Origin of the sequence: Citrobacter sp. JUb117, assembly GCF_024809055.1 — a bacterium.
GTDB classification, from domain to species: Bacteria; Pseudomonadota; Gammaproteobacteria; order Enterobacterales; family Enterobacteriaceae; genus Citrobacter; species Citrobacter gillenii.
Map to the genome: position 1 here is coordinate 22,853 of NZ_JANUFB010000016.1, position 8,539 is coordinate 31,391.

General features: G+C 51.0%; 7 protein-coding genes and 1 pseudogene. All 8 read right to left on the reverse strand.

Annotation, left to right across the window (positions count from 1 at the left end; all coding sequences use genetic code 11):
- Window positions 1–40: 40 nt before the first annotated feature.
- Entirely contained in the window at window positions 41–4,069 is a 4,029-nt protein-coding gene (gene rpoB, locus M2374_RS21905; RefSeq protein ID WP_096758781.1) for a DNA-directed RNA polymerase subunit beta, read from the reverse strand.
- A 320-nt stretch (window positions 4,070–4,389) separates the two neighbouring features.
- Window positions 4,390–4,755 carry a 50S ribosomal protein L7/L12 gene (gene rplL / locus M2374_RS21910; protein WP_049842133.1) on the reverse strand — a complete coding sequence of 122 codons (366 nt, stop codon included), beginning with the start codon at window positions 4,753–4,755 and terminating at the stop codon, window positions 4,390–4,392.
- Between the two features lie 66 nt (window positions 4,756–4,821).
- On the reverse strand, window positions 4,822–5,319 hold the full coding sequence (gene rplJ / locus M2374_RS21915) for a 50S ribosomal protein L10 (protein WP_007704673.1): 498 nt from the start codon (window positions 5,317–5,319) through the stop codon (window positions 4,822–4,824).
- Between the two features lie 414 nt (window positions 5,320–5,733).
- The gene (gene rplA, locus M2374_RS21920; RefSeq protein WP_096758782.1) at window positions 5,734–6,441 is read right to left on the reverse strand and encodes a 50S ribosomal protein L1; all 708 of its coding nucleotides are present in this window, start codon (window positions 6,439–6,441) and stop codon (window positions 5,734–5,736) included.
- 3 nt (window positions 6,442–6,444) lie between these two features.
- Window positions 6,445–6,873, reverse strand: a complete 429-nt coding sequence (gene rplK, locus M2374_RS21925) for a 50S ribosomal protein L11 (RefSeq protein ID WP_003033122.1) — start codon at window positions 6,871–6,873, stop codon at window positions 6,445–6,447.
- A 155-nt stretch (window positions 6,874–7,028) separates the two neighbouring features.
- Window positions 7,029–7,574 (reverse strand): transcription termination/antitermination protein NusG, encoded by a 546-nt coding sequence (gene nusG / locus M2374_RS21930; RefSeq protein WP_003033125.1) that lies wholly within the window; start codon window positions 7,572–7,574, stop codon window positions 7,029–7,031.
- 1 nt (window position 7,575) lies between these two features.
- The gene (secE, locus tag M2374_RS21935; RefSeq protein ID WP_003033128.1) at window positions 7,576–7,959 is read right to left on the reverse strand and encodes a preprotein translocase subunit SecE; all 384 of its coding nucleotides are present in this window, start codon (window positions 7,957–7,959) and stop codon (window positions 7,576–7,578) included.
- Window positions 7,960–8,188: 229 nt separating this feature from the next.
- A pseudogene (gene tuf / locus M2374_RS21940) lies at window positions 8,189–8,539 on the reverse strand (elongation factor Tu); the annotation flags it as partial.

Below are 8,539 nucleotides of genomic sequence, written 5' to 3' on the forward strand. Positions count from 1 at the left end.
CGGGTCTTACCCCGGCACCAGTGACCTGTTTGAGCGAGAGTTACTCGTCTTCCAGCTCGATGTTGATACCCAGCGAACGAATCTCTTTCAACAGTACGTTGAAGGATTCTGGCATGCCTGGTTCCATCTGATGGTTGCCGTCCACGATGTTTTTATACATCTTGGTACGACCATTCACGTCATCAGACTTAACGGTGAGCATTTCCTGCAGGGTGTATGCCGCGCCATATGCTTCAAGCGCCCACACTTCCATCTCCCCGAAGCGCTGACCACCGAACTGAGCCTTACCACCCAGCGGCTGCTGAGTAACCAGGCTGTAAGAACCGGTAGAACGCGCGTGCATCTTGTCATCAACCAAGTGGTTCAGTTTCAGCATGTACATGTAGCCAACGGTAACCTGGCGCTCGAATTGCTCACCGGTACGACCGTCGAACAGTGTGATCTGACCAGAAGTCGGCAGGCCACCCAGCTGTAACAGTTCCTTGATTTCAGACTCTTTCGCACCGTCGAAGACCGGCGTTGCGATCGGCATACCTTTTTTCAGGTTTTCAGCCAGACGCAGAACTTCTTCATCACTGAAGGTATTCAGGTCAACTTTCTGACGAACGTCGGTACCCAGATCGTAGGCACGCTGGATGAATTCGCGCAGTTTGGCGACTTCTTCTTGCTGCTTCAGCATGGCGTTGATTTTCTCGCCGATACCTTTCGCAGCCATACCCAGGTGGGTCTCAAGGATCTGACCGATGTTCATACGCGATGGTACGCCCAGCGGGTTCAGTACGATATCTACCGGCGTACCGTTAGCATCGTGTGGCATATCTTCGATCGGGTTGATCTTAGAGATAACACCCTTGTTACCGTGACGACCTGCCATCTTATCACCAGGCTGGATCCGACGTTTAACCGCCAGATAAACCTTAACAATCTTCAGCACGCCTGGTGCCAGATCGTCGCCCTGAGTGATTTTACGGCGTTTCGCTTCGAGTTTTTTCTCGAATTCGTGTTTCAGTTCGTCGTACTGCTCAGCCAGCTGTTCCAGCTGATTTTGTTTCTCTTCGTCGGTCAGGCCGAGTTCCAGCCAGCGATCGCGCGGCAGTTTGTCGAGCTTCTCAGCTTCAACGCCACCGGCAACCAGCACCGCGTAGATACGGCTAAACAGGCCAGCTTCGAGGATCTGCAGTTCTTCAGACAGGTCTTTCTTCGCCTGCTTCAGCTGCATCTCTTCGATTTCCAGCGCACGTTTGTCTTTTTCTACGCCATCGCGAGTAAAGACCTGAACGTCGATAATCGTACCGGAAACACCGTTTGGTACACGCAGAGAAGAGTCTTTAACATCAGACGCTTTCTCACCGAAGATGGCACGCAGCAGCTTCTCTTCTGGGGTCAGCTGGGTTTCACCTTTCGGCGTTACCTTACCTACCAGAATGTCGCCACCGGTGACTTCTGCACCAATGTAAACGATACCGGACTCATCCAGTTTGGAGAGCGCAGCTTCACCCACGTTCGGGATATCAGCGGTGATCTCTTCCGGCCCCAGCTTGGTGTCACGGGACACACATGCCAGTTCCTGAATGTGGATGGTAGTGAAACGGTCTTCCTGAACAACACGCTCGGAAACGAGGATGGAGTCTTCGAAGTTGTAACCGTTCCATGGCATGAATGCCACGCGCATGTTCTGACCCAGAGCCAGTTCACCAAGGTCGGTGGACGGACCGTCTGCCAGCACATCACCACGTTCAACCGGCTCGCCCAGAGAGACACACGGCATCTGGTTGATACAGGTGTTCTGGTTAGAACGGGTGTATTTGGTCAGGTTATAGATGTCGATACCCGCTTCGCCCGCATGCATCTCGTCTTCGTTAACTTTGATAACGATACGGGAAGCATCAACGTACTGAACGGTACCGCCACGCTTAGCAACAGCAGTAACACCGGAGTCAACGGCAACAGCACGCTCCATACCGGTACCAACCAGCGGCTTATCAGCACGCAGAGTCGGAACCGCCTGACGTTGCATGTTTGCACCCATCAATGCACGGTTGGCGTCATCGTGTTCCAGGAACGGGATCAGGGACGCACCGACGGATACCACCTGCTGGGTGGATACGTCCATGTAGTCAACCTGGTCACGGCTGAACAAGCTGGATTCGCCTTTGCTACGACATGTTACCAGGTCTTCTACAAAGTGGCCTTCGTCATCCAGGTTGGAGTTCGCCTGAGCGATAACGTAGTTGCCTTCTTCGATAGCAGACAAGTAATGAATTTCGTCGGTAACAACACCGTCAGTCACTTTACGATACGGCGTCTCAAGGAAGCCATATTCGTTAGTCTGTGCGTACACGGACAGGGAGTTGATCAGACCGATGTTCGGACCTTCAGGGGTTTCGATTGGACATACGCGACCGTAGTGAGTCGGGTGTACGTCTCGAACTTCGAAGCCTGCACGTTCACGGGTCAGACCGCCTGGGCCGAGGGCAGAGATACGACGCTTGTGCGTAATCTCAGACAGCGGGTTGTTCTGGTCCATAAACTGAGACAGCTGGCTGGAACCGAAGAACTCTTTCACTGCGGCAGAAATCGGCTTGGCGTTGATCATATCCTGAGGCATCAGGGTATCCAGATCGCCCAGAGACAGACGCTCTTTCACCGCACGCTCTACACGTACCAGGCCAACGCGGAACTGGTTTTCCGCCATTTCGCCAACGGAACGGATACGACGGTTACCGAGGTGGTCGATATCATCGACTTCGCCTTTACCGTTACGGATATCGATGAGCTTCTTCATCACTTCAATGATGTCGTCTTTGCTCAGGATACCGGAACCTTCGATCTCGTCACGCAGCAGAGAACGGTTGAACTTCATACGACCAACCGCAGACAAGTCATAGCGGTCTTCGGAGAAGAACAGGTTCTCGAACAGGCTTTCAGCAGCTTCGCGAGTCGGCGGCTCACCAGGGCGCATCATACGGTAGATTTCTACCAGCGCGCTCAGACGATCGTTGGTTGGGTCGACGCGTATAGTTTCAGAAATATATGCACCGTGATCCAGATCGTTGGTAAACAGCGTTTCGATACGCTTGTGACCAGACTGGCTCAGCTTAGCCAGCAGATCCAGGCTCAGCTCCATGTTCGCTGCGCAAATCAGCTCACCGGTTGATGCGTCAACGTAGTCTTTAGCCGCAACTTTGCCCGCGATGTACTCAACTGGAACTTCGATAAGCTTGATATCGTCTTTTTCCAGCTGACGAATATGGCGCGCAGTGATGCGACGACCTTTTTCGACGTAGATTTTGCCGTTAGCTTCAATATCAAAGGAGGCGGTTTCACCACGCAGGCGTTCCGGCACCAGTTCCATCTGCAGCTTGTTGTCACGAATTTCGAAGACAACTTTCTCAAAGAACAGGTCAAGGATCTGTTCAGTGGTGTACTGCAGCGCACGCAGAATAATGGTCGCTGGCAGTTTGCGGCGACGGTCAATACGTACGAACAGGTTGTCCTTCGGATCGAATTCGAAATCCAGCCAGGAACCACGGTAAGGAATGATACGCGCGTTATAAAGCACTTTACCCGAAGAGTGGGTTTTACCCTTATCGGAGTCAAAGAAGACGCCTGGGCTACGGTGCAACTGGGAAACAATAACACGCTCGGTACCGTTGATAACAAAGGTACCGTTGTCAGTCATGAGTGGAATTTCACCCATGTAGACTTCTTGTTCTTTAATGTCTTTTACGGTGCCTTCCGGCGCTTCGCGCTCGTAGATCACCAGACGCAGTTTGACGCGCAGCGGTGCGGAATAAGTCACGCCACGGATCTGACATTCCTGAACGTCAAAAACAGGTTCGCCAAGGCGGTAGCTGACGTACTGCAGCTCAGAATTACCGCTATAGCTTTTAATAGGGAAAACGGAACGGAAAGCTGCTTCCAGACCATACTGCCCTTCAGGATCTTGCTCGATGAACTTCTGAAACGAGTCAAGCTGGATAGAAAGGAGATAAGGTATGTCCAACACTTGCGGACGTTTACCAAAATCCTTACGAATACGTTTTTTCTCGGTATAGGAGTAAACCATTAGGGTTCCTCAGCTCGCTGACAAGTCGACCCATCTGTCCGACGAAGGGACAGTTTGTGCAACACTATTTTGTTGACCGGAAAATCGAATACTTTCCGCAATGCCTGTTGCTATCACGCTTAAACCATTTCGTTGCGATTTACACAGAGCGGAGGCTCTGTCGCAATATATTAAGGCGTCGATAGAAACAAACATTGAAAGGCACAACAGTAGTCAAACAGTGTGAAATGCTACTGGCGCCTTACAGCGCAAAAAGGCTGGTGACTAAAAAGTCACCAGCCATCAGCCTAATTTCTTAGGCTGCAACTAGAAAAGTTGGCTTATTTAACTTCAACTTCAGCGCCAGCTTCTTCCAGAGATTTTTTCAGTGCTTCAGCGTCATCTTTGCTCACGCCTTCTTTCAGAGCGGCCGGAGCAGATTCTACCAGGTCTTTAGCTTCTTTCAGACCCAGACCAGTTGCGCCACGTACTGCTTTGATTACTGCAACTTTGTTCGCGCCGATACCTTTCAGAATCACGTCGAATTCAGTTTTTTCTTCAGCAGCTTCAGCAGGGCCCGCAGCTACAGCTACAGCAGCAGCAGCAGAAACACCGAATTTTTCTTCCATTGCAGAAATCAGTTCTACAACGTCCATTACGGACATAGCGGATACTGCTTCAATGATTTGATCTTTAGTGATAGACATTTAAATTGTTCCTGAAAATCAGAATAAGTTTATACGTAAGCAGATGCTTGATAAAGATAACTGCGATTAAGCAGCTTCTTTCGCATCGCGAACAGCAGCCAGAGTGCGAACCAGTTTGCCAGCCGAAGCTTCTTTCATGGTTGCCATCAGGCGTGCAATTGCTTCTTCGTAGGTCGGCAGAGTTGCCAGGCGATCGATTTGCGATGCCGGGATCAATTCACCTTCAAAGGCTGCGGCTTTGACCTCAAATTTTGCATTCGCTTTCGCGAAATCTTTGAACAGACGAGCAGCTGCGCCCGGGTGTTCCATAGAATATGCAATCAGGGTCGGACCAACGAACGCGTCTTTCAGGCACTCGAACTGAGTACCTTCAACAACACGGCGCAGCAGGGTGTTACGAACAACACGCATGTATACGCCGGCTTCGCGACCTGCTTTACGCAGTTCAGTCATTTTGTCTACAGTAACGCCACGGGAATCCGCAACTACTGCAGACAGCGCGCCTTTGGCTACTTCGCTGACTTCAGCAACAATCGCTTGTTTGTCTTGAAGATTTAAAGCCATTAGCTTTGCTCCTGGATGTTTGCCGGGACTCATGTCCCGGAACTCACTTCACTCTTCCCAACGGACAGAGCGTCTTAATACGGTGAGCAGAAACAAGCCAGAGTATCAGAAATAATCTTAGCGTTCTGTCACCGTCTACGCAGGGCATTAAGCTTCTTTCGAAACACCTGCGGTCTTCGACGGAGGCCTGGATAGGCCAGGCTCCAACGAACAAATCTTGTCTATCTGTCGCTATTCAATCTGTGACGGCGTTGACTGCCTTCGTTCACACCAGTCACATAGTTAACTATGCTCCTGGCGATTCACTCAGTTGTCGCCTTGCCACAGCCTGAATATCTTGGATATACGTCTGCAATTAGCAGAAACGTGGGGGTAAGATTGTAGACAAAATCACCGCCCACGTAAAGGCGAATATTAGTTCGCCACAGTCGCGGTCAGACCGGACTGATCAACGGCAACACCAGCACCCATGGTGGTGGAGATGCTAACTTTCTTGATGTACACGCCTTTAGCCTGAGTCGGTTTCGCTTTTTTCAGCGCAACCAGCAGAGATTCCAGGTTTTCTTTCAGTTTGTCAGCGTCAAAATCCACTTTACCGATGGTAGTGTGGATGATGCCGTTTTTGTCGTTACGGTAACGAACCTGACCCGCTTTAGCGTTCTTAACCGCTTCAGCAACGTTAGGGGTTACAGTACCAACTTTCGGGTTTGGCATCAGGCCACGCGGACCCAGAACCTGGCCCAACTGGCCAACAACGCGCATTGCATCCGGGGAAGCAATAACAACGTCAAAGTTCATTTCGCCTTTCTTGATCTGGTCAGCCAGATCTTCCATACCTACCAGTTCAGCGCCAGCAGCTTTAGCAGCTTCAGCGTTTGCGCCCTGGGCAAATACGGCTACGCGAACGGAACGGCCAGTACCGTGCGGCAGTACAGTTGCACCACGTACGTTCTGGTCAGATTTACGAGCATCGATACCGAGGTTAACGGCAACGTCAACGCTTTCTACGAATTTAGCAGTGGCCAGCTCTTTCAGCAGAGCAATAGCTTCGTTGATATCATACTGTTTAGTTGTATCAACTTTGTCACGGATCACGCGCATACGCTTGGTCAGTTTAGCCATTTCTTAATCCTCCACTACCAGGCCCATGGAACGTGCAGTACCTTCAATGGAGCGAGTCATCGCTTCAATGTCGGAACCAGTCATGTCGGCAGCTTTGGTCTGCGCGATTTCCTGCAGCTGGGCGCGGGAAATTTTACCCACTTTGTCTTTGTTCGGCTTACCGGAACCAGACTTGATACCAGCCGCTTTCTTCAGCAGAACTGCTGCCGGAGGCGTTTTGGTAACGAAAGTGAAAGAACGGTCAGCGTAAACGGTGATAACAACCGGGATCGGCAGACCTTTCTCCATGGAATCAGTTTTTGCGTTAAACGCTTTGCAGAATTCCATGATGTTCACGCCTTGTTGACCCAGTGCTGGACCTACCGGCGGACTCGGGTTAGCCATACCAGCTGCAACCTGCAGCTTGACATAGGCTTGGACTTTCTTAGCCATTCTAAATTCCTCTAGTTGGGTTATAGCGCCTCAAAAAGGCTCCCCGTGATAAAATTCGTTTTACGGATGCTATCCATAAAAACAAAAGGCGCGAAATTGTATTCCAATCTCGCGCCTTGTGCAACGATTAAATCGCCGCTTTTTTGATCGACTTGTTAGGCTTTCTCAACCTGAGCGAAGTCCAGCTCAACCGGCGTTGCACGACCGAAGATAGATACGGAAACCTTCAGACGAGACTTCTCATAATCCACTTCTTCAACTACGCCGTTAAAGTCAGCAAACGGACCGTCGCTAACGCGAACCATTTCGCCCGGCTCAAACATCGTTTTCGGACGTGGCTTATCGCCAACCTGCTGCAGGCGGTTCATGATCGCATCAACTTCTTTGTCGCTGATCGGAGCTGGACGGTCAGAAGTACCGCCAATAAAGCCCATCACACGCGGCACGCTACGCACCAGGTGCCAGCTCGCATCGTTCATGACCATCTGGACCAGTACATAGCCCGGGAAGAATTTACGTTCGCTTTTGCGACGCTGGCCGCCACGGATTTCGACCACTTCTTCAGTCGGTACCATGACTTCGCCAAACAACTCTTCCATATTTTGTAACTTGATATACTCACGCAGCGATGTGGCTACGCGGCCTTCAAAACCGGAAAACGCCTGAACGACGTACCAGCGCTTTTTAGGAGCTTCAGACATCTTAGAACCTCAGGCCAGTGATAAAGGATACCAGGCGAACCAGAATACCATCCAGTCCCCACAGGATCAGTGACATTACCGCAGTGACCGCAGCAACGATCAGCGTGGTGTGCAGCGTTTCCTGGCGAGTTGGCCAAATGACCTTACGGACTTCGGTACGCGCTTCACGGGCAAAAGCAACGGTCGCTTTACCTTTTGTCGTCAACAGCGCGACACCGCCCGCTGCAGCAATCAGAATCACTACGGCTAGCGCACGCAACGGCAGCATCATGTCACGATAGAGGTAGTTGCCAACGATAGCGACAAGCAGCAATACAGCGACAACAACCCACTTCATCGCTTCCAGGCCGCGCCCGCTTCCTTGAGCTTCGGTATTCGCACTCATAAACCAACCTGTCAGAAGTATTCTACAAACATTTTCACCCCGCGTACGCGAGGCGATCCAAACCGAAATGCTCTGGTGCGTTTCGGACTAAACGCCCTCTTCAGAGCCTGTCTCAGCAATGATTATGGCAAAAAAAATCACTGATGAGCCAGGTTCTGGTTCGACAGCGTATAAAAAGGGCATCAAATGATGCCCTTTTATTGCGCATTGCGTCAAATAATATCAGCAATTAGCTCAGAACTTTAGCAACAACGCCCGCACCAACAGTACGGCCGCCTTCACGGATTGCGAAACGCAGACCGTCGTCCATCGCGATCGGGTGGATCAGGGTAACAACCATTTTGATGTTGTCGCCCGGCATTACCATCTCTACGCCTTCCGGCAGTTCGATGGTACCCGTCACGTCAGTTGTACGGAAGTAGAACTGCGGACGGTAGCCTTTGAAGAACGGAGTATGACGGCCGCCTTCGTCTTTGGACAGGATGTAAACTTCAGATTCGAACTTGGTGTGCGGCTTGATAGAGCCCGGCTTAGCCAGTACCTGACCACGTTCGATTTCTTCACGTTTGATACCACGCAG

Excerpts from the sequence above, each read along its gene's own strand:
- rpoB (WP_096758781.1), bottom strand. The coding sequence starts at position 4,069 with ATGGTTTACTCCTATACCGAGAAAAAACGTATTCGTAAGGATTTTGGT.
- rplL (WP_049842133.1), bottom strand. The coding sequence starts at position 4,755 with ATGTCTATCACTAAAGATCAAATCATTGAAGCAGTATCCGCTATGTCC.
- rplJ (WP_007704673.1), bottom strand. The coding sequence starts at position 5,319 with ATGGCTTTAAATCTTCAAGACAAACAAGCGATTGTTGCTGAAGTCAGC.
- rplA (WP_096758782.1), bottom strand. The coding sequence starts at position 6,441 with ATGGCTAAACTGACCAAGCGTATGCGCGTGATCCGTGACAAAGTTGAT.
- rplK (WP_003033122.1), bottom strand. The coding sequence starts at position 6,873 with ATGGCTAAGAAAGTCCAAGCCTATGTCAAGCTGCAGGTTGCAGCTGGT.
- nusG (WP_003033125.1), bottom strand. The coding sequence starts at position 7,574 with ATGTCTGAAGCTCCTAAAAAGCGCTGGTACGTCGTTCAGGCGTTTTCC.
- secE (WP_003033128.1), bottom strand. The coding sequence starts at position 7,959 with ATGAGTGCGAATACCGAAGCTCAAGGAAGCGGGCGCGGCCTGGAAGCG.